Below are 21,025 nucleotides of genomic sequence, written 5' to 3'. Positions count from 1 at the left end.
TGCCGCCGTCCGCGTGATGGCCGGAACCCACACGCTGAGCCGCACATCAGGAGCACGCCGATGGCCACCACCGAGCACCCCCCACCCAGTCGCCTGCGCGCCTGGATGCTGGAAGGCCTCTCCGACATGGGCAAGGGCACCGCCCACGCGGCGCCGCCGGCCGAGTCGGAGCCGGTCCACAAGGGGCAGCGCTGGTACCGCGTGATGTGCCTGACCGGTGTCGACTACTTCTCCACGCTCGGCTACCAGCCGGGCATCGCCGCCCTCGCGGCCGGCCTGCTGTCACCCATCGCGACGATCGTGCTGGTGATCGTGACCCTGGCGGGCGCGCTGCCCGTCTACCGGCGGGTGGCCGAGGAGAGCCCGCACGGCGAGGGCTCTATCGCGATGCTGGAGCGCCTGCTGTCGTTCTGGAAGGGCAAGCTCTTCGTCCTCGCCCTGCTCGGCTTCGCCGCGACCGACTTCCTGATCACCATCACCCTCTCCGCGGCCGACGCGGCCACGCACATGGTCGAGAACCCGCACCTGACCAGCGTTCTGCACGGCAGGCAGATGGTGATCACCCTGGTCCTGGTCGCCCTGCTCGGCGCGGTCTTCCTCAAGGGCTTCCTGGAGGCGATCGGCGTCGCGGTGGCCCTGGTGGTGGCCTACCTCGGCCTCAACGCCGTCGTCGTGGTGGTCGGCATGTGGCACGTGATCACCGCCGGGCACGTCGTCACCGACTGGACCAGCGCCCTGACGACCGAGCACGGCAACGTCTTCGCGATGATCGGCGTGTCCCTGCTGGTCTTCCCCAAGCTCGCGCTCGGCCTCTCCGGCTTCGAGACCGGCGTGGCCGTCATGCCGCACGTCCAGGGCGACTCGGACGACACCGAGGAGAACCCCAAGGGCCGGATCCGGGACACCAAGAAGCTCCTGACGGCCGCCGCCCTGATCATGAGCGTCTTCCTGATCGTCACGAGCTTCATCACCACCGTGCTGATCCCGGAGAAGGAGTTCAAGTCCGGCGGCCAGGCCAACGGCCGCGCCCTCGCCTACCTGGCCCACGACTACCTGGGCAACGCCTTCGGCACGGTCTACGACGTGTCCACGATCGCCATCCTCTGGTTCGCGGGCGCCTCCGCAATGGCCGGCCTGCTCAACCTGATGCCGCGCTACCTGCCCCGCTACGGCATGGCCCCGCACTGGGCCCGCGCCGTCCGCCCGATGGTCATCGTCTTCACCCTGATCGCCTTCCTGGTCACCTGGATCTTCGACGCCGACGTCGACGCCCAGGGCGGCGCCTACGCCACCGGTGTCCTGGTGCTCATGTCCTCGGCCGCGATCGCGGTGACCATCGCCGCCCGCCGCGCCGGGCAGAAGGGCTGGACCATCGGCTTCGCGGCGGTCTCGGCGGTCCTGTTGTACGTCACCGGCGCGAACGTCGTCGAACGCCCCGACGGCGTCAAGATCGGCGCCTGCTTCATCGCCGGCATCATCCTGGTCTCGCTGCTGTCCCGGCTGGCCCGCGCCTTCGAGCTGCGCGTGACCAGCGTGACGCTGGACCCGATGGCGGAACGTTTCATCCGGGACATGTCGAGCCGGAAGATACGGTTCATCGCCAACGAGCCCGACCAGCGCGACAAGGCCGAGTACCGCGACAAGATCGAGCAGATCCGCGCCGACAACGACATCCCCGGCGAGGACTTCGTCTTCGTCGAGGTCACGGTGACCGACCCGTCCGAGTTCGAGGCCGGCCTGAAGGTGAGCGGCGAGGTCCTGCACAACCGCTACCGCGTGCTGACCCTGGAGTCCTCCTCCATCCCGAACGCCCTGGCCGCGCTGCTCCTGCACGTCCGCGACAGCACCGGCTGCACCCCGCACATCTACTTCGAGTGGACCGAGGGCAGCCCGTTCGCCAACTTCCTGCGCTTCTTCCTGTTCGGCCAGGGCGAGGTCGCCCCGGTCACCCGCGAGGTGCTGCGCGAGGCGGAGCCCGACCGCGCGCGCCGGCCACGGGTGCACACCGGCTGAACCCCGGCCGGCCGCCGGGTTACGCGACCCGGGAGACGTAAGGAACGCGTCAGAATCCGCTCTCCCCGCGTCAGAAGAGCGTCAGCGGCGGGCCCACCCACTGGTGCGCCGACCTACCGTCGCCTCATGCGAAGGAGCACACCGCCGGCCCCGGCAGGCGACCGCCACTGGCGCGGCAGCGCCCGCCTCGCCGCGTGCTGCGCACTGGCCTTCTTCGCCATGACTCTGCTGGTCGACTGGGACGCGCGGACGCTCACCCCGGCCCGCGCGCTGCTCTGGCTCGCCCTCTCGGCGGCCGTCTTCACGGTCCTGCTCCCGCCCCGCGTGACCGCGGGTCCGGGCTGGCTCGCGGTCAGCGGCCCGGTGCACCGCCGCACGGTCCGCACGGACGCCCTGGTCTCGGTACGGCAGTACGAGGGCGCCTCCTGCCACCTTGCCCTGCGCGACACCGACGGCCACAACCTGGAACTCGACCCGCGCGTCCTGGTCGCCGACCCGCTGCTCTGGCACGAGCTGGACACGGGCGTACGTCGCTCACTGGAGCGCGGCACGCTCCGCCAGGGCACGGAGGTGCTGCGCCGCCTCGGCCACCGCATCGACGACGAGACCGCGCTGGCGGTACTCAGGGCGTCGGGACTCTCCTGAACACCCCGCGCCGCCACGGACGTACCACCACCTGCCCGAAGCCCATACGGCCGCGGATCTCGACGCCACACTCCCACAGGCCCCCCTCCGTGAAGACGAGGGTCACCTCGCCCCACTCCGAGTCGCTCTCCAGCCTCCGCGGGACCGCCCAGCCGTCCCCGCCGGCGACGCGCAGCACGTCCACGACCCGGTCCCGGTCCGGGTGCACGTCCGCCGAAGCCCGTTCGCGGCCCTATCGTGACCGCATGCAGAGCTACACAATCGGCCAGGCAGCACGGCTGCTCGGCGTCAGCCCCGACACCGCGCGCCGCTGGGCGGACGCCGGCCGGGTGGCGACCCATCGCGACGACAGCGGGCGGCGGCTCATCGACGGGCGGGCCCTGGCCGCGTTCTCCGTCGAGCTCGCCAAGGCCGGCACCAGCGAGGAGGAGACCTCGTACACCTCGGTGCGCAACGCCTTCCCGGGCATCGTGACCGCGATCAAACTCGGCGACGTGGCGGCCCAGGTCGAGATCCAGGCCGGTCCGCATCGCCTGGTCTCACTGCTGACCCGCGAGGCCGTCGAGGAACTCGGCCTGGAGGTCGGCATGGAGGCCACGGCCCGGGTGAAGTCGACGAACGTCCACATCGACCGAGCCTGACCCACCGAGCGCATCCGCACCGCCCGCCACTCCCGTCCCGTATGAACGCACATGCACACCCCATCCACCCATTGGTCCAGCTCATGCGATGTGACAGGAGACTTACACCTCGCATTTGCGCCAGTATGATCGGCGCACAGGAGAGGCCCGACGGGCTCCTCCACGAAGCGACATAGGGAGTGGACCCGTGATGACCCGTTCCGCGCGCCGGACCCGCCGGACTCTGCAGGTGGCCGGCGCAGGAGCCGCCGCACTGCTGGCCCTGAGCGCCTGTTCCTCCTCCGACTCGGACTCGAACTCCACCAAGTCCGACACCTCGGCCTCCGCCTCCTCGTCGCCGAAGCTGTCCGGCACCGTGACCGTCTTCGCGGCGGCCTCGCTGCAGGAGAGCTTCACGACGCTGGGCAAGGAGTTCGAGAAGGAGCACCCGGGCACGAAGGTGACCTTCAGCTTCGGCGGCAGCGACTCGCTCGCCGCGGGCATCACGGGCGGCGCCCCGGCCGACGTCTTCGCCGCGGCCAGCCCGAAGACGATGGCGATCGTGACGGACAAGGGCGACGCGGTCGGCACGCCGGCCACCTTCGTCCGCAACCAGCTGGAGATCGCCACCCTGCCGGGCAACCCGGACAAGGTCGCCTCCCTGAAGGACCTCACCAAGTCCTCCCTGAAGGTCGTGCTGTGCGACAAGACGGTGCCGTGCGGCGCCGCGGCACAGAAGGCGCTCGACGCGAGCAGCCTGAAGCTCACGCCGGTCTCCTACGAGGAGGACGTCAAGTCGGCCCTCAACAAGGTGGTGCTGAAGGAGGCCGACGCGGCGGTGGTCTACCAGACCGACGTGAAGGCGGCGGGCAGCAAGGTCGAGGGCGTGGAGTTCCCCGAGTCGGCGAAGGCCATCAACGACTACCCGATCGCCCTCCTGAAGAACGCCAAGAACCCCACCGCGGCCAAGGCGTTCATCCAGCTCGTGCAGTCCGCCGAGGGCCAGAAGGTCCTGAACGAGGCCGGGTTCCTCAAGCCGTGACCCCCACCGACAGGTCCGACGCCGCGGCCGACACCCTGGAGGGCGGCCCGCGGCGCGGACGTGTCCGCACGCCCCGCCGAGGCCCGGACACCACATGGGCCCACCCCACCGCCCGCCGCGGAGTCCCCCTCCCCCTGCTCATCCCGGCCCTCCTGGGCCTGGCCTTCCTCCTCCTCCCCCTGGTCGCGCTGCTCGTGCGGGCCCCGTGGAGCACGATGCCGGACCAGCTGACCAGCGCGGAGGTCTGGCAGGCCCTGCGCCTGTCGCTGATCTGCGCCACGGCGGCTACGGCGGCGAGTCTGGTCATCGGAGTCCCGTTGGCCTGGTTGCTGGCCCGCACGGACTTCCCGGGCCGAGGCTTCGTACGGGCCTTGGTCACCCTGCCTCTGGTCCTCCCCCCCGTGGTGGGCGGCGTGGCCCTCCTCCTCGCCCTGGGCCGCAACGGCGTGGTCGGCCAGTGGCTCGACTCCTGGTTCGGCATCACCCTCCCCTTCACGACCACAGGCGTCGTGGTCGCCGAGACCTTCGTGGCGATGCCGTTCCTGGTCATCAGCGTGGAGGGCACACTGCGCGCGGCCGACCCCCGCTACGAGGAGGCGGCAACCACCTTGGGCGCGTCCCGCTTCACGGCCTTCCGCCGGGTCACCCTCCCCCTGATCGCCCCCGGCATCGCAGCGGGCTCGGTCCTGGCCTGGGCCCGGGCACTGGGCGAGTTCGGCGCGACGATCACCTTCGCGGGCAACTTCCCCGGCCGCACCCAGACCATGCCGCTGGCCGTCTACTTGGCGCTCCAGAACAACCCGGAGGCAGCCATAGCCCTGAGCCTGGTCCTCCTGGCGGTCTCGATCACAGTCCTGGCAGCCCTACGAGACCGCTGGATGACACCCTCATGAACCACCCACCCAAGCCCCACGACACCCCCGAGCCGACCCCACACCCCCCGCCAACCACCCCCCGGCTCGACGGCACCCACCCGAACACCCCCTGGACGCCGTCCCGATGAAGAACACACCCTCCCCAGCCAACGACAACACCCAGCCCCTCCAGAGCCCCCCCACACCCGCCAGCGGCACCCACCCCCCACAGGACCCACCCGCACCCAGCAACGCCGCCCACCCCCCTCAAGACGAACCCGCACCCGCCAACGGCGCTCAACCCCCACAGGGGCCACCCGCACCCGACGACGAAAGTCGCACGGGTGGTGCGGGTGGGAACACAATCCCGGCCGAAGGCCGGGCCCCCACCACGCACCCGCACGCGCACTCGCACCCACACCCCCACCCACAAACCACCCCCGCCCTAGACGCCCACCTCGTCATCAACCGCCGCAACTTCACCCTGGACATCACCCTCACCGCAGCCCCCGGCGACGTACTCGCCCTCCTCGGCCCCAACGGCGCAGGCAAAACCACCGCCCTCAGAGCCCTCGCCGGCCTCACCCCCCTCACCACAGGCCACCTCCACCTGGACGGCACCCCCCTCCACCACACACCCCCCGAATCCCGCCCGGTAGGCGTCGTCTTCCAGGACTACCTCCTCTTCCCCCACCTCACGGCCCTCGACAACGTCGCCTTCGGCCCCCGCTGCCAGGGCGCGACAAAGGCGGAATCCCGAGCCGAGGCCGCAGCCTGGCTGCACCGCATGGACCTCACCGCACACGCCTCGGCCAAACCCCGCCACCTCTCCGGCGGCCAGGCCCAACGCGTAGCCCTCGCCCGAGCCCTGGCCACCAACCCCCGCCTGCTCCTCCTCGACGAACCCCTCGCCGCCCTGGACGCCCGCACCCGCCTCGACGTGAGGGCCCAACTACGCCACCACCTCGCCGAGTTCGAGGCGGTCGCAGTCCTCGTCACCCACGACCCCCTGGACGCCATGGTCCTGGCCGACCGCCTAGTCGTCATCGAACACGGCCGCGTGGTCCAGGAAGGCACCCCGTCCGACATCGCCCGCCACCCCCGTACCGACTACATCGCCCAACTCGTCGGCCTGAACCTCTACAAGGGCAGGGCGGACGGCCACACGGTCCACCTCGACGCGGGCCCGGCCATCACGACCACGGAGCTCCTCACCGGCGAGGTGTTCGTCGCGTTCCCACCCAGCGCCGTAACCCTCCACCGCGACCCGCCCACCGGCACCAGCGCCCGCAACCACTGGCGCTGCGAGGTGGCAGGCCTGGAGACCCACGGCGACCAGATCCGCGCCGACCTCACCGGCGAACTCCCCCTCGCCGCAGACCTCACCACGGTCGCCGCGGCCGAACTCGACCTGCACCCGGGTGCGTCGGTCTGGGCGACGGTGAAGGCGACGCAGACGCACGCGTACCCGGCGTAAAGCCCCCAAAGGCCTACGGTGTTGCCCATGACCCTGAGCATCCGCAACCAGCTCCCCGGCACCGTCACCACCATCACCCCCGGCGAGGCGATGGCGACGGTCGGCGTCCGTCTCTCCGGCGGCCAGACCCTCACCGCGGCGATCACCCGCGAGGCCGTGACCGACCTGGCCCTCGCCCCGGGCTCCGCGGTCCGCGCCCTGGTGAAGTCGACGGAGGTCTCCCTCGCCACCGGCCCGGTCGACGGCCTCTCCATCCGCAACCGGCTCCCCGGCACGATCACCGCCATCGCGTCCGGCGGCGCCATGGCCTCCGTCAAGGTCGCCGTGGAGGGAGGCGAACTGACCTCCGCGATCACCAACGAGGCGGCCCGCGACCTGGCCCTCGCGGAGGGCACCCAGGTCGTCGCCCTGATCAAGTCGACCGAGGTCTCCCTGGCCACGGCCTGAAAACACCAGGGCCCCGCCGAAGCGGGGCCCTGTCTCACCGCGCCGACCTCACGGCACCGACGTCAGTCCTCGTACGCGTCCAACGGCGGGCACGAGCACACCAGGTTCCGGTCCCCGAAGGCCTGGTCGATCCGCCGCACCGGCGGCCAGTACTTGTCCGCGGCCGACACCCCCGCCGGGAACACGGCCTCCTCACGCGGGTAGGCGTGCTCCCACTCCCCGCCCAGCGCGGCAGCGGTGTGCGGAGCGTTCCGCAGCGGGTTGTCCTCGGCCGGCCACTCGCCCGCGCCGACCTTCTCGATCTCCGCACGAATGGCGATCATCGCCTCGCAGAACCGGTCGATCTCAACCAGGTCCTCGGACTCGGTCGGCTCGATCATCAGCGTGCCGGCCACCGGGAAGGACATCGTCGGCGCGTGGAAGCCGTAGTCGATGAGCCGCTTGGCCACATCGTCCACCGACACCCCGGTCGCCTTGGTCAGCGGCCGCAGATCGATGATGCACTCGTGCGCGACCAGCCCGCCCGGGCCGGTGTAGAGCACGGGGTAGTGCGGCTCCAGCCGCTTGGCGATGTAGTTGGCGGACAGCACGGCCACCTGCGTGGCCCGCTTGAGCCCCTCACCACCCATGAGCCGTACGTACGCCCAGGAGATGGGCAGGATCCCCGCTGAACCCCAGGGCGCGGCCGAGATCGGCCCGACACCGGTCTCGGGACCGGCCGCCGGCTGCAGCGGGTGGTTCGGCAGATACGGCGCCAGGTGCGCACGCACACCCACCGGGCCGACGCCCGGACCGCCGCCGCCGTGCGGGATGCAGAAGGTCTTGTGCAGGTTCAGGTGGGACACGTCCCCGCCGAAGTGCCCCGGCTTGGCAAGCCCCACCAGGGCGTTGAGGTTCGCCCCGTCGACGTACACCTGCCCGCCGGCCTCGTGCACCTGCGCGCAGATGTCGGCGACATGCTCCTCGAACACACCGTGCGTCGAGGGGTACGTGATCATCAGCACGGCGAGCTCGTCGCGGTACTGCTCGATCTTCGCCCGCAGGTCCTCGACGTCGATCTCGCCGTCCTCGGCGGTCTTGACGACGACGACCTTCATCCCGGCCATCACGGCGCTCGCGGCGTTCGTACCGTGCGCGGACGACGGAATCAGACACACGGTCCGCTGCTCGTCCCCGTTGGCCCGGTGGTATCCGCGTACGGCGAGCAGCCCGGCAAACTCGCCCTGCGACCCGGCGTTGGGCTGCAGGGACACCTTGTCGTACCCGGTGACCTCGGCGAGCCGCTCCTCCAGCTCACGGATGAGCGTCAGATATCCCTGCGCCTGCTCGGCCGGCGCGAAGGGGTGCAGCTGCCCGAACTCGGGCCAGGTGACCGGCTCCATCTCGGTGGTCGCGTTGAGCTTCATGGTGCAGGAGCCCAGCGGGATCATGCCGCGGTCGAGCGCGTAGTCGCGGTCGGCCAGCCTGCGCAGGTAGCGCAGCATGGACGTCTCGGAGCGGTGCTGGTGGAAGACGGGGTGGGTGAGGTAGTCGTCATCGCGCAGCAGCCCCTCGGGAATCGCCTCCCCGACGGCCGCGTCCAGCGCCTCGATGTCCCCCTCGACCCCGAACGCGCCCCACACGGCGGTGAGTTGGGCCCGCCGCGTCGTCTCGTCACAGGCGATCGACACATGGTCGGCGTCGACGAGGTGCAGATTGACCCCGTTCTCCCGAGCGGCGGCGACGACCTCGGCGGCCCGCCCGGCGACACGCACGGTCAGCGTGTCGAAGTACGAACCGTGCACGACCTCGACCCCACCGGCCGCGAGCCCCGCGGCAAGGACGGTGGCGTACCGGTGGGTCCGCCCGGCGATGCTCTTCAGCCCCTCCGGCCCGTGGTACACGGCGTACATGCCGGCCATGACCGCGAGCAGCACCTGCGCGGTACAGATGTTGCTGGTGGCCTTCTCCCGCCGGATGTGCTGCTCACGCGTCTGCAGCGCCAGCCGGTACGCCTTGTGCCCGTCCGCGTCCACGGACACACCCACGAGCCGCCCGGGCAGGCTGCGCGCGAACTTCTCGTGCACGGCCATGTAGCCGGCGTGCGGCCCGCCGAAGCCCATCGGCACGCCGAACCGCTGCGTCGTACCGACCGCGATGTCCGCCCCGAGCTCCCCGGGCGACTTCAGCAGCGTCAGCGCGAGCAGATCGGCGGCGACGGTGACGAGGGCGCCGAACTCGTGCGCCTGGTCGATGAGCGGCTTGATGTCGCGTACGGCACCGGAGGCGCCCGGGTACTGGACGAGCACGCCGTTGATCTCACGGGAGGCGATCTCGGCCGGGATGCCGGCGCTCAGGTCGGCGACCACCACCTCCACACCGGTCGGCTCGGCCCGCGTCTGGATCACGGCGACGGTCTGCGGAAGGACGTCCGCGTCGACGAGGAAGAGCCCCTTCTTGTTCTTCCCCATGCGCCGGGACAGAGCCATGGCCTCGGCGGCGGCCGTGCCCTCGTCCAGCAGCGAGGCGCCGGAGGTGGGCAGCCCGGTGAGGTCGGCGACCATGGTCTGGAAGTTGAGGAGGGCCTCCAGCCGCCCCTGGGAGATCTCCGGCTGGTACGGGGTGTAGGCCGTGTACCAGGCCGGGTTCTCCATGACGTTCCGCAGGATCACGGGCGGCGTGAAGGTGCCGTAGTACCCGAGCCCGATCATCGAGTCGAGCACCTGGTTCCGGTCGGCCAGCGACCGCAGCTCGGCCAGCACCTCGGCCTCGGTACGCGCCCCGGGCAGATCGAGAGCGTCCGCGTTCTTGATCACATCCGGCACCGCGGCGGCGGTGAGCTCGTCCAGGGAGCCGTACCCGACCTGGGCGAGCATCTTGGCCCGCGCCTCGTGATCGGGGCCGATATGACGCTGCTCGAAGGGAATCCCCTGTTCGAGCTCGGAGAGCGGAATGCGGTGGGCGGTCATTGCGGAGGCCTCCTGGTCTGACGCGACCTTCGAGGGGCACCCCGGCGCGGGTACCCCGACGGCCTCCCCCTCTGTCATCTCAACCTGAGAGCTTCACCGGGTCGCCCAAGAGCTCCCGGTTTTCACCGTCGGTGAGAGCGGAAGCCGTCGACACCCGCCCTGCTTTCCAGAGTGACCTCGTCCGTGCGGTACGTGTGCCTGAGAGATTCCGGGGAGGATTTGCTCCTTCGGCGCTTCCGGACGATCTCCGGAAGACTCTCCCGCACGGGGTCAGCAGCCGCTGCCAGCCTACCAAGCGAGCACCTCACCCGGGCGTTCGAGTGGCCACCTTCACCAATGTGCTCTTTTGTAGTGCTTACGAATGAGTTGCGACCAAGTGGAGGGCCCGTGCAGACCGACATCGATCCGCGCAACCTGATCGGCCGCAAGGCGTTCGACCGCAACGGCACGAAGATCGGCACGATCGACGAGATCTACCTCGACGACGCGACCGGCGTGCCGGAGTGGGCGGCCATACGCACCGGCCTCTTCTCCCGGGACGCCTTCGTCCCCCTGGAGCCCAGCGAACTCGTCGAAGGCACACTCCGCATCCCCTTCGACCGCACCCTGATCAAGGACGCCCCCGACTTCGGCGTGGGCCGCCACCTGTCCCCCGAGCAGGAACTCCAGCTCTACCACCACTACGGCCTGGACGTGGCTCCCCCACCCCCTTTCCCGGACCGGGATTTCGGCAACTTGGCAGGCACGGAGGACGCGGACGCGTAGGGCAGCCCGGGGACAGCGGTACCGCCTAGCCGCCCACCCCACCCACCGCGGCCCCCGGTCTCTCCACCACCAGCGGCAACGGCTCAGCCGGCTCCAGCTCAGGATCATCGACCCGGAACGTCCGCACCCGCCCCACCTCCGACTGCGGCGTCTCGAACCGCACGGTCACCCGCCCGAGCCCGCTCCCCTGCACCCACCCGTGCCCGAACTCGGCATGCCGCACATCGTGCCCCGCAGCCCACCGCCGCTCGCCATGCGCCGCCTGCGCCTCCACAGCCCCCTCGCTCCCCTCCTCCACCGAGTGCTCCGCAGCCGCCTCCTCGCTCTCCCCCACCCCCGCGGCCTGCGCGAACAGGTCCTCCTGCGTGTAGTCCGCAAGCCCGCTCACCCCGACCCCCAGCAACCGCACACCCCCCGTCGTGTCCACGGAATCCAGCAACCGAGCCGCGGCCTCCCGCACCACAGCCGGATCGTCCGTGGGGCCCCGCAAGGTCTCGGACCGGGTCAGCGTCGAGAAGTCGTACCGACGCACCTTCAGCACGATCGTCCGCCCCGACAGCCCGGCCCCCCGCAGGCGCCGCACACACCGGTCCGCCAGCCGCTGCACCTCCATCCCCACTCTCAGCCGGTCATGGATGTCCACGTCGTACGTGTCCTCGACCGACACCGACTTGGCCTCCCGCTCGGCCACCACGGGCCGGTCGTCCCGCGCCAGTGCCATCGCGTACAGCGCATGCCCGTGCGCCTTCCCCAGCAGCCGTACGAGCTCGTCCTCCCCCGCCTCGGCCAGCTCGTCGACCGTGGTGATCCCGGCCCGCCGCAGATGGTCCCCCGTGGCCGGCCCCACCCCCGGCAGGATCCGCACCGGCATCGGCCCCAGCAGCGCCCGCTCGGTCCCCGGCTCGATCAGCACCAGCCCGTCCGGCTTCGCCTCCTCGGACGCGATCTTCGCGAGCATCTTGGACGCGGCGAGCCCCACGGACCCGGTGAGCCCCGTGCCCGCCCGTATGTCGGCCCGCAGCTTCTCCCCCACCAGCCGCGCCGACGCCTCGTCCCAAGCCGCCTCCCCGGCCTCCAGATCCACGAACGCCTCGTCCAGGCTGAGCGGCTCCACCAGCGGCGACAACGCGTGCAGCAGCCCCATCACCTGCTCGCTGATCGCCCGGTAGAACCCGAAGCGCGGCACGAGATACGCGGCGTTCGGCGCCAGCCGCCGCGCCTGGGCCATCGGCATCGCCGACCGCACCCCGAAGACCCGCGCCTCGTACGAGGCCGTGGCCACCACCCCACGCGGCCCCAGCCCGCCCACGACGACGGCCTTCCCCCGCAGACTCGGCTTGGACGCCTGCTCCGCCGAGGCGTAGAAGGCATCCATGTCGAGATGCAGGATCGTGGGCGCGTTTCTCACATCTCCGATGCTGCCCTACGCCACTGACAATGGCCCCGAACGACCGTCCGGGGCCTCTGCCCTCACCAGCCCCCGCGTGCGCTCAGACAGCCCGGTTGCGCCGCCGCGCCAGCTCGTCCGCGGGGTTCTGCCCGATCAGGGTCTCGCCGGTGTCGATCCGCTCGCCGTGCAGCTGCGACAGCGCGCTCTCGACGTCCCGCCACACCACCCCGACGGCGATCCCGAAGACGCCCTGGCCGCCCTGGAGGAGCGCGTGGACCTCGTCGGGCGAGGTGCACTCGTAGACCGTGGCGCCGTCGCTCATCAGCGTCATGCGCTCCAGGTCCCGAAAGCCCCGCTCACGCAGATGCTGCACCGCGGTCCGGATGTTCTGCAGCGACACGCCGGTGTCCAGGAACCGCTTGACGATCTTCAGGACGACGACGTCCCGGAAGCTGTACAGCCGCTGCGTCCCCGACCCGTAGGCGGGTCGCACGCTCGGCTCGACGAGTCCGGTGCGCGCCCAGTAGTCCAGTTGCCGGTAGGTGATGCCGGCGGCGGCACATGCCGTCGGCCCGCGATAGCCGATCTGCTCGGACGCCATGGACGTCGCCCCTCCGCTGCTCGGCACGGCCGCCGGTCGCTGCGGAGCGTGATCGGCCGCGCTGCTGTGAAGCGGGTACGGGCCGCCCTCCCCCAGACTCCGTCCGGGGGCACCCCCAGCCGTACCGTCGCCGCTGCTTCTCACGCCGACCTCCGTCCTTGACCTGCCTCCTCGACGGTAGGCAGCCACCAGGGGTGCGTCAACGACCGCCACACTCGGCACGCCGAGTGATAATCACCCTAGGAGTGGTTTCCCGTACCCCACCGCGGGGAAAGGCTAGCCGAATGCGCTCGGGACGGGCCGCAGGACTCTCTCACGCGCCGGTGGCAAATGCCGGCATTTCAGTGGTGACCGGACACGACCGACCCGTCACGGACCGCTGATCCGCCGAATCGGCCGCGTCTCACTGGCTGCTGGTGCCGAAGTCCTCCGGCGAGATCTGGTCGAGGAACTCGCGGAACTTCTCCACCTCGTCCTCCTGCTCGTCGGGGATCGCGATGCCCGCGTCGTCGAGCACGCCGTCGCTGCCGTAGATCGGCGTCCCGGTGCGCAGGGCCAGCGCTATGGCATCGGACGGACGGGCGCTCACCTCGACCCCGCTGGCGAAGACCAGCTCCGCGTAGAAGACGCCCTCACGCAGATCCGTGATGCGCACTTCGGTGAGCTCCTGGCCGACGGCCTCCAGCACGTCCTTGAACAGGTCGTGGGTCAGCGGTCGTGCGGGGGCCATGCCCTGCTGGGCGAAGGCGATCGCCGTCGCCTCCCCGGGCCCGATCCAGATGGGGAGGTAGCGGTCGCCTCCCACTTCACGCAGGAGCACGATCGGTTGGTTGGAGGGCATTTCGACCCGGACACCTACGACATCGAGCTCGTTCACACAGCAACCCTAGGACGTGCCCGGGACGTTTGGGTAGTCGGGCAGAGAACGGGGGGCCTATCCGGCCTTCGCACACCCGCCCGGCTCAGGGCAGGCGTACGCCGAGCGCGGTCTGCACGAGGGCCGCGTGCAGCCGCACCGTGAGCGCCGCCAGTTCCTTCGTACGGGCCTCGGCGTGCGCTCTGGTCTGCGGATTGCGGTGGCGCTTGAGCGGGGCCACCACCTGGTCCACGAGCCCGGCCTCACGGTCCGCGGCGGCTTTCATCGCCCGAAGGTGGCGCGGCTCGATCCCGAACCGTCCCAGCTCCACGACGAGCGAGGCCACGGTGACCGCCTCGGCGTCGTAGGCACCGTCGGGCAGCGGTGCGAGGAGTCCGTACGACTCCCACTCCTGGAGCTCCTCGTCGCCGATGTCGGCCGCCGCGAGTAGCTCGGCCCGCCCGATCCGGGCCGCGGTGGGGCCCTCGGAGACCTCCAGGACGGGCTCCCCGTCCCGCTGACGGCCCACGGTGGGCAAGGGGGCCGCCTCGCCGCGCTCCATGGCGTCCAGGTGCTCTCGGATCACCTTGAGGGGCAGATAGTGGTCCCGCTGCATTCTCAGGACGTGACCGAGGCGCTCGACGTCCCCCGCGGTGAATTTCCGGTACCCCGAGGGGGTCCGCTGCGGCTCGATCAGCCCTTCCGACTCCAGGAACCGGATCTTGGAGATGGTCACTTCGGGGAACTCGTCGCGCAGCACGTTCAGCACCGTGCCGATGCTCATCAGCCCACTGTCCGTGGCGGCGGTGCCGTGGCCGGCACCACCGCTCGGTGTTTGAAGCATGGACCTTCCCTGGGGATTCCCCGGACCGGGCCGGGGCGGCTCAGTAGCCGCGCTGGCTCGCGTAGAACACCAGCCGGTACTTGCCGATCTGCACCTCGTCGCCGTTGTTCAGGCCGACCTGGTCGATCCGCTCGCGGTTGACGTACGTGCCGTTGAGGCTGCCCACGTCGGCCACCGTGAACGAGCCGTCCGCGCCGCGGCGGAACTCCACGTGCCGGCGCGAGACCGTCACGTCGTCCAGGAAGATGTCGCTCTGCGGGTGACGCCCGGCCGTGGTCAGGTCGCCGTCCAGCAGGAAGCGGCTGCCCGAGTTCGGCCCGCGGCGGACCACCAGGAGCGCGGAACCCATCGGGAGCGCGTCCACGGCCGCCTGCGCCTCGGGAGAGAGGGCCGGCAGCTGGGTCTGGCCGGTGGCCTCGGCGTCGTACGCCTCGAGGCCGGAAATGGAGATCGTGGACGTGGTCTCGGACGGTCGCTCGGGAGTGGCCCCGGGCCGCAGGGGAGCGCCGCAGTTGGAGCAGAAGCGGCTGTTCTCCGCGTTGCGGTTACCGCACCTCGTACACACCAGGGCCGACATAGGGGAAAACCCTCCACCCGTACTTGAGGTTGACGGTTGCCCGAAACCTATGCCGCCGGACTGCGCAGGGTCAACAGACGGCGCGCCCTGACCTCCGGAAATGTCACCGCCCGGACCAGCGACCTGATCGCGGAACAGGGGCCGCTGACCCTCTGCGTCTGGCTGTGCGCGATGGCGAGCGGTCGCGTTGCTGTCGCTGCCCTCTCGCGCGCTCTTGCCGAACAACCTCTGAAACAACTTCACGGGCGATTCCCCTTGACCGAAACAGACCCGCCCGTGGGGCAGGACGAACCCTGACTCAATACGCCGGCCGACCCGGACATCCTCACAACGTCCGTAACCACCAGACAGTTTCCACCACGCACCACCCATTCGGTGCGCCGACCCCCCGCAACCTCATGCCCCTGCCGGACGTCCCCCATGCACCCCCGGTTCACTGGGAGGACGACCGAGCGTAGTCAGGCTGCTTCGCCGCTCGCAAGGCATCAACGACGATCTTGCTCGATCGCTCCACGGTGACCGTGGCCTGCTCCTTCTCGAGAGTCTGCACCACGCCTCCAGGGATGTTGAGCGCCGGTTCGAGGTCCTCCGGCTTGCCGATGACCTTGAAACGATAGGGAGCGTTGATCTTGTTCCCGTCGACGCTCACGCTCTTGCCCGAGTCCGTGAGATAGGTGCCCGCCACCACACGCACGTCGTTCACCTGGATCGCCTCCGCCCCGGCCGCGCGCAGCTCCTGGATCGCGTCGAGCAGCATGTCCGCCTCGACCGTCCCCTTCGTGTCCTCGATCGTCATCGTGATGCCGGGTCCCTGCGCGGCCACCGTGCCCGCCAGAATGCCGAGTTGCTTCTCCTTCTCGACCGTCTGCTTGCGGGCCTCCTCGGCCTGGTCGGAGCTGTTCTCCAGCTCGTCGCGCTGCTTCTCCAGTCCCTGCTTCTCGTCCTCAAGACGCTGAGTACGGTCGTCGAGTTCATCGAGGATGCGAACAAGATCTTCCTGACGCGCACCGCGCAGCGCACTGTCGCTGTCGCTGTTCGAGGCGACCTGGACGGCCAGCCCGAAGCCGAGGCCGAACAGCAGCAGGGCGACGATGAGTTGGGCCCGGGTGACGCGCGGCGGCCACAGGCCCTTGGCCAGCCGCTGCCGGCCGGTCAGCTCGGGCTGCTTCTCCTCCGGAGCGTCGGCCGCGCCCTCGGAGGTCTCCGCGGGCACTTCTTCGGGCAGCTCCTTGCGCAGCCTGTTCTCGGGCGTCTCTTCCTTGTCGGTCATCGGCCTCACGCCCGGAACACGTGCCGGCGGATCGCGGCGGCGTTCGAGAAGATGCGGATACCGAGAACGACGACGACACCGGTGGACAGCTGGGCGCCGACGCCCAACTTGTCGCCCAGGAACACGATCAGCGCGGCGACGACCACGTTCGACAGGAACGAGACCACGAAGACCTTGTCGTCGAAGATGCCGTCGAGCATGGCCCGCAGACCGCCGAAGACGGCGTCCAGCGCCGCGACGACGGCGATCGGCAGATAAGGCTCGACGACCGCCGGAACCTCAGGCCGGACCAACAGTCCGGCCACGACTCCCACGACGAGGCCCAGTACGGCGATCACGATGTGCCCTTCTCAGTTTTCTCGGTGCTCGGCTGTGCTGTACGTACGATCACACTCGGTGCTGCGGGCAGCCGGAGGTCGTCCTCGACGGAAATGCCCGTCCGGATGCCGTAGTTCTCCTGCAGGGCGTGCAGATACAGCCCGTCGGCGCTGTCCTGGAACCTGGTGCTCAACTGCTTGCCGTTGCCCACGGCGAGCACCGTATAGGGCGGAACCAGGGGCTTGTTGTCGACCAGTATCGCGTCACCCGCGGCCCTGATCGCCGACAGTGCCGTCAGCCGCTGCCCGTTGATGGAGATGGCCTCGGCCCCCGACTCCCACAGCCCGTTGACCACGCGCTGCATGTCGCGGTCGCGGACCCGGCCGGTGTCGGAGAAGTCGGAGGTCTCACGCGGGTTGCCGTTGCCGCCGCTGGTCGCTTCCTTGGCGTCGTTGACGACCAGTTTCACGCCCGGTCCGTGTACTTCGACGGCGCCGGAAAGGACGCCCACGAGTTCGCTCTGGTCGCCGCTGCCGCTCTTCTTGAGGGCTTCGCGCTGGCTCGCGCTCACGTCGTCGCGGAGCTTGTCGACGGAGCCCTCCAGCTTGTCCGCGGCGGCCGTCTCCCGGTCGATGCGGTCGATCAGCTCCTGGCGCTCCTTGGCCACGACCGGAGCCGCCACGCGTGCCTGTGCCGCACCGACGGTGACCACCAGGGCGGCGAGCACGAGTCCGGCGGCCAGCCCCAGCTTGGCTCGGAGGGTGTTCGGCATCCCGCCGGCGCCCTCCGCCTTCTTCCGGGCGGCGGCCTCGGCGTATCCGTCGTCGAGGCTGTGATCCATGACGTTGGTGAGCAGCGACATGGATGCGTCCGGACGCGAGGGTCGCGTGGGTGTGCTCCGAACGGGGGGCTGCTGCGGCATGCCGCACATCGTCGCATGTCGCGACCACTACCTCCGAATGGCCCCACCGGCGTGCCGGACAGGCCCCCTTGAGGACACCTGCCCGGCACGCGCGCGTGCTGCTTCTCTCAGCGCCCGGCGCTGTCCACGACCGCCGACCACTCGTCGAGCAGGGCCTGCGCGGAGGCGTCGTCCGGCCCTTCCGCCCACAGATGGGTGACCGCCTCCGCCGGGTCGGGCAGCACCATCACCCAGCGCCCGTCGGTCTCCACCACCCGCACGCCGTCGGTGGTGTCCACGAAGCGGTCTCCGGCCTCCTCGACGACCCGCCGCATCACAAGTCCCTTGACGGCCCAGGGAGTCGCCAGATCCCGCTTCAGGACGTGCGCACGCGGGATCCGTGCGTCGATCTGGCTGAGCGTGAGCTGCGTCCGCGCCACCAGCCCGATCAACCGTACGAAGGCCGCCGTACCGTCGAAGACACTGCTGAACTCCGGGACGATGAAGCCGCCCTTGCCGTCGCCGCCGAAGATGGTCGACTCGTCACGTCCGACCCGGGTCAGGTCATCGGGCGAGGTGGTCGTCCACTCCACCTGTGTCCCGTGGTACGCCGCCACCTGCTCGGCGATACGGGTCGTGGTAACCGGCAGCGCCACACGCCCGCTGCGCCGCTCCGCCGCCACCAGGTCGAGCATCACGAGCAGCGCCCGGTCGTCCTCGACGATCCGCCCCTTCTCGTCGACCAGCGACAGCCGCTCGCCGACGGGGTCGAAGCGCACACCGAAGGCGGCACGAGAGGACGCGACGATCTCACCGAGCCGAACCAGCCCCGACCGCCGTACGTCGGCGGTCTCGGTGGGCCGGGACTCGTCGAGCCCCGGGTTGATGGTCAGCGAGTCCACGCCCAACTTGCCGAGCAGGCTGGGCAGCACAAGCCCCGCACTGCCGTTCGACGCGTCGACGACGACCTTCAGCCCGGACTCGGCGATCCCGGTAGTGTCGACATTGCGCAGCAGCGACCCGGTGTACGAGTCGAAGACGCTGGCCGGGAAGTGCAGATCCCCGATCTCACCTGGGAACGCACGCCGGTACTCCTGCCGCGCGAACACCCGGTCCAGCTTCCGCTGACTGCCCTGCGACAGGTCGGCGCCCTGCCCGTCGAAGAACATGATGTCCACGGAGTCCGGCACCCCGAGTGTGGTCCGGATCATGATCCCGCCGGCACTGCCCCGCGCGGTCTGCTGCCGGGCAACCGGCAACGGTACGTTCTCCAGGTCTCGTACGTCGATGGCGCTGGCCTGCAGAGCGGAGATCACCGCCCGCTTGAGGGCACGCGCACCACGGGAGTGGTCGCGGGCCGTGGTGACGGTGGAGCCCTTCTTGAGCGTCGTCGCATAGGCGCCGGCGAGGCGCACCGCGAGTTCGGGCGTGATTTCCACGTTCAGGATGCCGGACACCCCGCGGGCGCCGAAGAGATGGGCCTGCCCCCTCGACTCCCAGATGACCGAGGTGTTGACGAAGGCGCCGGCCTCGATGGTCTTGAACGGGTAGACCCGGACATTGCCCTGAACGATCGATTCTTCACCGATCAGGCACTCGTCACCGATGACCGCGCCGTCCTCGATCCGTGCGGCACGCATGATGTCGGTGTTCTTTCCGACGACACAGCCACGAAGATTGCTGTGCTGCCCGACGTACACGTTGTCGTGGACGACGGCCTTGTGCAGAAAGGCGCCGCTCTTCACGACGACGTTCGAGCCCACGACGGTGTGCTCACGGATTTCCGCACCGGCCTCGACCTTGGCGTAGTCGCCGATGTAGAGCGGCCCGCGCAGAACGGCATCGGGATGCACTTCAGCACCTTCCGCCACCCACACACCCGGTGAGATCTCGAAGCCGTCGAGCTCGACGTCGACCTTGCCCTCCAGGACGTCGGCCTGGGCCTTCACATAGCTCTCGTGCGTGCCGACGTCCTCCCAGTAGCCCTCGGCGACATAGCCGTAGATCGGCTTGCCCTCCTTCATCAGCTGCGGAAAGACATCGCCGGACCAGTCGACGGGCACATCGGCCTCGACATAGTCGAAGACCTCGGGCTCCATGACGTAGATGCCCGTGTTCACGGTGTCGGAGAAGACCTGCCCCCAGGTCGGCTTCTCCAGGAAACGCTCGACCTTCCCCTCTTCGTCGACGATCGTGATGCCGAATTCCAGCGGATTGGGCACACGGGTCAGACAGACGGTGACGAGCGCACCCTTTTCCTTGTGGAAATTGATGAGCTCGGTGAGATCGAAGTCGGTCAGCGCATCGCCGGAGATGACGAGGAAAGCATCGTCCTTCAACGCCTCTTCGGCGTTCTTGACGCTTCCGGCGGTACCGAGTGGCTTCTCCTCGTTGGCATAGGAGAGCTCCATTCCGAGCTCTTCTCCGTCGCCGAAGTAGTTCTTGACCAATGAGGCCAGGAACTGGACAGTTACGACGGTCTCGTTCAGCCCATGCCTTTTGAGCAGCCTCAGCACATGCTCCATGATCGGGCGGTTGGCCACAGGCAGGAGCGGCTTGGGCATGCTAGAGGTCATGGGGCGAAGGCGTGTGCCTTCACCTCCGGCCATCACGACGGCCTTCATGTCGGAAGCGTCCTCCTCAAAGAGACGACGGTCTAGCCGACTTCACCCGTCAAGATTGTCCCGCACTTTTCCGCCGGAAGCCATCGAGCCACTACGGCCGGGCAATCGACGAGTTCAGTCGGCCATGGCGTCCGCACGGACCAGGCGGCGGACTTGTACCACGTAGAGGACTCCTGCCCACCAGTACAGGGTTGTACCCCAACCTGCGAACGCCCATCCGAAAATAGCAGCGAGTGACGAGATCCATCCACTTCCGTCACTGAGCAGGAGCAACGGGAAGGCGTACATCAGGTTGAAGGTGGCCGCCTTCCCCAGGAAGTTCACCTGCGGCGGCGGATAGCCGTGCCGCCTGAGGATGCCCACCATCACCAGCAGGACCAGCTCTCGCGCCAGAAGTACAGCGGTCAACCAGATTGGCAGAATCTCGCGCCAGGTGAGACCGACCAAAGTCGAGAGAATGTAGAGCCGGTCGGCCGCGGGATCGAGAAGCCGGCCCAGACTGCTGATCTGGTTCCAACGACGTGCGAGCTTGCCGTCCAGGTAGTCGCTGATCCCGCTCAGGGCCAGCACCAGCAGCGCCCAGCCGTCGCTCTTCGGCCCCCCGAACTCGGGCCGGAGAATCAGCCACAGGAAGATCGGTACGCCGACGAGACGCGCCATGCTGAGGATGTTGGGGATGGTGAGGACCCGGTCCGTCTGGACGCGGGTCTCCTGGACCTCCACCCGGGGGCCTCCTGTGGGAAACGAGCCAACGATGCCCCCTGACCTTACCTCAACGCAAAAAAGCTCTGGCTCTTGGGCTTGTGTACCCAAGAGCCAGAGCTCTAAAAGAA

At 69.5% G+C, this 21,025-nt stretch carries 20 protein-coding genes and 1 riboswitch; of the genes, 8 read left to right on the top strand and 12 right to left on the bottom strand.

Annotated features, from left to right (window positions below; translation table 11 throughout):
* Positions 1-60 precede the first annotated feature (60 nt).
* Together MQP27_RS47460 and MQP27_RS47455 are read left to right on the top strand one after the other, a co-directional pair.
* The gene (locus MQP27_RS47460) at positions 61-2,013 is read left to right on the top strand and encodes an APC family permease (protein ID WP_242777654.1); all 1,953 of its coding nucleotides are present in this window, start codon (positions 61-63) and stop codon (positions 2,011-2,013) included.
* Positions 2,014-2,139: 126 nt separating this feature from the next.
* Positions 2,140-2,658 (top strand): hypothetical protein, encoded by a 519-nt coding sequence (locus MQP27_RS47455; RefSeq protein ID WP_242777652.1) that lies wholly within the window; start codon positions 2,140-2,142, stop codon positions 2,656-2,658.
* Here the strand turns inward: MQP27_RS47455 and MQP27_RS47450 are convergent.
* The gene (locus MQP27_RS47450; protein WP_242777650.1) at positions 2,636-2,842 is read right to left on the bottom strand and encodes a hypothetical protein; all 207 of its coding nucleotides are present in this window, start codon (positions 2,840-2,842) and stop codon (positions 2,636-2,638) included. The two genes, MQP27_RS47455 and MQP27_RS47450, sit on opposite strands and share 23 nt — an antisense overlap.
* A 61-nt stretch (positions 2,843-2,903) precedes the next feature.
* On the opposite strand from MQP27_RS47450, the gene MQP27_RS47445 reads away from it, so the two are divergent.
* The 5 genes from MQP27_RS47445 (at position 2,904) to MQP27_RS47425 (ending at position 7,098) form a co-directional block, all read left to right on the top strand.
* Positions 2,904-3,299: a TOBE domain-containing protein gene (locus MQP27_RS47445; protein ID WP_242777648.1), complete on the top strand. Its 396-nt coding sequence runs from the start codon at positions 2,904-2,906 to the stop codon at positions 3,297-3,299.
* Positions 3,300-3,489: 190 nt separating this feature from the next.
* Complete coding sequence (gene modA / locus MQP27_RS47440; protein ID WP_242777646.1) at positions 3,490-4,320, top strand: molybdate ABC transporter substrate-binding protein; 831 nt, start codon at positions 3,490-3,492, stop codon at positions 4,318-4,320.
* Positions 4,317-5,213 (top strand): molybdate ABC transporter permease subunit, encoded by an 897-nt coding sequence (gene modB / locus MQP27_RS47435; RefSeq protein WP_242777644.1) that lies wholly within the window; start codon positions 4,317-4,319, stop codon positions 5,211-5,213. Before modA ends, modB begins: the two co-directional genes overlap by 4 nt.
* Before the next feature lie 106 nt (positions 5,214-5,319).
* Positions 5,320-6,651 (top strand): ABC transporter ATP-binding protein, encoded by a 1,332-nt coding sequence (locus tag MQP27_RS47430; RefSeq protein ID WP_242777642.1) that lies wholly within the window; start codon positions 5,320-5,322, stop codon positions 6,649-6,651.
* Between the two features lie 27 nt (positions 6,652-6,678).
* The gene (locus MQP27_RS47425) at positions 6,679-7,098 is read left to right on the top strand and encodes a TOBE domain-containing protein (RefSeq protein ID WP_242777640.1); all 420 of its coding nucleotides are present in this window, start codon (positions 6,679-6,681) and stop codon (positions 7,096-7,098) included.
* A 62-nt stretch (positions 7,099-7,160) separates the two neighbouring features.
* Here MQP27_RS47425 and gcvP read toward each other — a convergent pair whose 3' ends face one another.
* Positions 7,161-10,046 carry an aminomethyl-transferring glycine dehydrogenase gene (gene gcvP / locus MQP27_RS47420; protein ID WP_242777638.1) on the bottom strand — a complete coding sequence of 962 codons (2,886 nt, stop codon included), beginning with the start codon at positions 10,044-10,046 and terminating at the stop codon, positions 7,161-7,163.
* A 176-nt stretch (positions 10,047-10,222) separates the two neighbouring features.
* A riboswitch (glycine riboswitch) is annotated at positions 10,223-10,319 on the bottom strand.
* A gap of 114 nt (positions 10,320-10,433) precedes the next feature.
* Here gcvP and MQP27_RS47415 point away from each other — a divergent pair.
* Positions 10,434-10,811, top strand: a complete 378-nt coding sequence (locus tag MQP27_RS47415; protein WP_242777636.1) for a PRC-barrel domain-containing protein — start codon at positions 10,434-10,436, stop codon at positions 10,809-10,811.
* Between the two features lie 25 nt (positions 10,812-10,836).
* Here MQP27_RS47415 and MQP27_RS47410 read toward each other — a convergent pair whose 3' ends face one another.
* The 10 genes from MQP27_RS47410 to clsA all read right to left on the bottom strand — a co-directional run bounded on the left by MQP27_RS47410 (position 10,837) and on the right by clsA (position 20,915).
* A complete protein-coding gene (locus MQP27_RS47410; protein ID WP_242777634.1) occupies positions 10,837-12,219 on the bottom strand; it encodes a DNA polymerase IV in 1,383 nt (460 codons plus the stop codon).
* Between the two features lie 82 nt (positions 12,220-12,301).
* Complete coding sequence (locus tag MQP27_RS47405) at positions 12,302-12,946, bottom strand: MerR family transcriptional regulator (protein ID WP_242777632.1); 645 nt, start codon at positions 12,944-12,946, stop codon at positions 12,302-12,304.
* A 259-nt stretch (positions 12,947-13,205) separates the two neighbouring features.
* Positions 13,206-13,679 carry a bifunctional nuclease family protein gene (locus MQP27_RS47400; protein WP_004002801.1) on the bottom strand — a complete coding sequence of 158 codons (474 nt, stop codon included), beginning with the start codon at positions 13,677-13,679 and terminating at the stop codon, positions 13,206-13,208.
* An 85-nt stretch (positions 13,680-13,764) separates the two neighbouring features.
* Positions 13,765-14,502 (bottom strand): transcriptional regulator FtsR, encoded by a 738-nt coding sequence (gene ftsR, locus MQP27_RS47395; RefSeq protein ID WP_242777630.1) that lies wholly within the window; start codon positions 14,500-14,502, stop codon positions 13,765-13,767.
* Between the two features lie 40 nt (positions 14,503-14,542).
* On the bottom strand, positions 14,543-15,451 hold the full coding sequence (locus MQP27_RS47390; RefSeq protein WP_242777628.1) for an FHA domain-containing protein: 909 nt from the start codon (positions 15,449-15,451) through the stop codon (positions 14,543-14,545).
* A gap of 61 nt (positions 15,452-15,512) precedes the next feature.
* On the bottom strand, positions 15,513-16,349 hold the full coding sequence (locus tag MQP27_RS47385) for a DUF881 domain-containing protein (RefSeq protein ID WP_242777627.1): 837 nt from the start codon (positions 16,347-16,349) through the stop codon (positions 15,513-15,515).
* Between the two features lie 5 nt (positions 16,350-16,354).
* Positions 16,355-16,687 carry a small basic family protein gene (locus MQP27_RS47380; RefSeq protein ID WP_003988855.1) on the bottom strand — a complete coding sequence of 111 codons (333 nt, stop codon included), beginning with the start codon at positions 16,685-16,687 and terminating at the stop codon, positions 16,355-16,357.
* Positions 16,684-17,589: a DUF881 domain-containing protein gene (locus MQP27_RS47375; protein WP_242777625.1), complete on the bottom strand. Its 906-nt coding sequence runs from the start codon at positions 17,587-17,589 to the stop codon at positions 16,684-16,686. The genes MQP27_RS47380 and MQP27_RS47375 overlap by 4 nt, the downstream gene beginning before the upstream one ends.
* Before the next feature lie 107 nt (positions 17,590-17,696).
* Positions 17,697-20,192, bottom strand: coding sequence for a mannose-1-phosphate guanyltransferase (locus MQP27_RS47370; RefSeq protein ID WP_242777623.1), 2,496 nt, complete (start codon positions 20,190-20,192; stop codon positions 17,697-17,699).
* A gap of 114 nt (positions 20,193-20,306) precedes the next feature.
* Entirely contained in the window at positions 20,307-20,915 is a 609-nt protein-coding gene (gene clsA, locus MQP27_RS47365) for a cardiolipin synthase ClsA (RefSeq protein ID WP_133047467.1), read from the bottom strand.
* Between the last annotated feature and the right edge of the window lie 110 nt (positions 20,916-21,025).

Source organism: Streptomyces cylindrosporus (assembly GCF_022698165.1).
Taxonomy (GTDB): domain Bacteria; phylum Actinomycetota; class Actinomycetes; order Streptomycetales; family Streptomycetaceae; genus Streptomyces; species Streptomyces cylindrosporus.
Note: the sequence above shows the minus strand (reverse complement) of the source record. Positions and strands in the feature narration are given on the sequence as shown.

Coding starts and splice junctions, on each gene's coding strand:
- MQP27_RS47460 (WP_242777654.1), top strand. CDS start 61: ATGGCCACCACCGAGCACCCCCCACCCAGTCGCCTGCGCGCCTGGATG.
- gcvP (WP_242777638.1), bottom strand. CDS start 10,046: ATGACCGCCCACCGCATTCCGCTCTCCGAGCTCGAACAGGGGATTCCC.
- MQP27_RS47455 (WP_242777652.1), top strand. CDS start 2,140: ATGCGAAGGAGCACACCGCCGGCCCCGGCAGGCGACCGCCACTGGCGC.
- MQP27_RS47445 (WP_242777648.1), top strand. CDS start 2,904: ATGCAGAGCTACACAATCGGCCAGGCAGCACGGCTGCTCGGCGTCAGC.
- modA (WP_242777646.1), top strand. CDS start 3,490: ATGACCCGTTCCGCGCGCCGGACCCGCCGGACTCTGCAGGTGGCCGGC.
- MQP27_RS47390 (WP_242777628.1), bottom strand. CDS start 15,451: ATGGGTGGTGCGTGGTGGAAACTGTCTGGTGGTTACGGACGTTGTGAG.
- MQP27_RS47375 (WP_242777625.1), bottom strand. CDS start 17,589: ATGCCGCAGCAGCCCCCCGTTCGGAGCACACCCACGCGACCCTCGCGT.
- MQP27_RS47370 (WP_242777623.1), bottom strand. CDS start 20,192: ATGAAGGCCGTCGTGATGGCCGGAGGTGAAGGCACACGCCTTCGCCCC.
- ftsR (WP_242777630.1), bottom strand. CDS start 14,502: ATGCTTCAAACACCGAGCGGTGGTGCCGGCCACGGCACCGCCGCCACG.
- MQP27_RS47430 (WP_242777642.1), top strand. CDS start 5,320: ATGAAGAACACACCCTCCCCAGCCAACGACAACACCCAGCCCCTCCAG.
- MQP27_RS47385 (WP_242777627.1), bottom strand. CDS start 16,349: ATGACCGACAAGGAAGAGACGCCCGAGAACAGGCTGCGCAAGGAGCTG.
- MQP27_RS47425 (WP_242777640.1), top strand. CDS start 6,679: ATGACCCTGAGCATCCGCAACCAGCTCCCCGGCACCGTCACCACCATC.